The sequence below is a fragment of the Oleiphilus sp. HI0125 genome (assembly GCF_001635355.1).
Genome location: NZ_LWGF01001452.1, coordinates 1 through 794, shown reverse-complemented (window position 1 = coordinate 794; position 794 = coordinate 1). Strand labels below are relative to the sequence as shown.

The 794-nt window shown below is 43.7% G+C and carries 2 protein-coding genes; both read left to right on the top strand.

Features of this window, described 5'->3' with window-relative positions; all coding sequences use genetic code 11:
• Window positions 1–265 (top strand): DUF533 domain-containing protein (locus A3762_RS24625; protein ID WP_156493734.1); only part of this gene is annotated, 265 nt, incomplete at its 5' end.
• Window positions 266–415: 150 nt separating this feature from the next.
• The coding region (locus A3762_RS24620) for a YiiD C-terminal domain-containing protein (RefSeq protein ID WP_068758088.1) at window positions 416–794 on the top strand (379 nt) is incomplete at its 3' end.

The window sequence follows — 794 nt, the reverse complement described above, 5'->3', positions numbered from 1 at the left end:
TAACAGGTTAGATTTGAGTGTGAATGTGAAGAGTGAGTTGTTGAATCTATTCCTGCAGCCTGTACCCATGGTTGAGATAGTTGGACAGTTCGATTCAATGGAGCAAAAGGCAGAGATTTATCTTGCTTCTTGTTTGGCAATTGAGCTTGATGACGAGTCTGAATACAGGCATTTATCACTGCTCTCAAAAGCATTGAATCTGCCAGCAGGTCTTGAGCATCAGCTTCGCGCGCAAGCACAAAATGTCAAAGTTGAGGTTGCGTAGTTCTTGCATTGTTCTTGCGTCGCTTTTTAGTAGTTCGGTTTGCATCGCCGCTTAATGTATTCGAGTTAGTATGCATGCGGTGATGCAACTAGGTTTATATTTGATTTGCGGTATACTTTCGCGCTTATTCTTTTTTGAGATCTATACCGAATGAATGCATTACACGATATCGCAGCACGCGCACTTCAAGACTTCTTTATGCTTAATGTGCCTTTGGCTCGTGCTGCAGAGATTTCGGTACATTCTTATGATGGAAATAGACTTGTTTTTGAAGCGCCGCTAGATCCGAATACCAATGACAAGGGAACCGCGTTTGGTGGAAGTATCTATGTCATCGCTGTTGCTACAGCATGGGGAATGTCCTCAATAAAGTCTCAAGAATTAGGTCTGGATGGTGAATTAGTCGTCGCGAAGGCTGAAATTGAGTACCTGCGCCCGCTTAGTGAAACGCTTCGTGCAGAAGTTCTCTCTCCAGATCAGGAATCCTTAGATCACTTCAAACATAGCTTTGAGACGCGAGGTAAAGCTG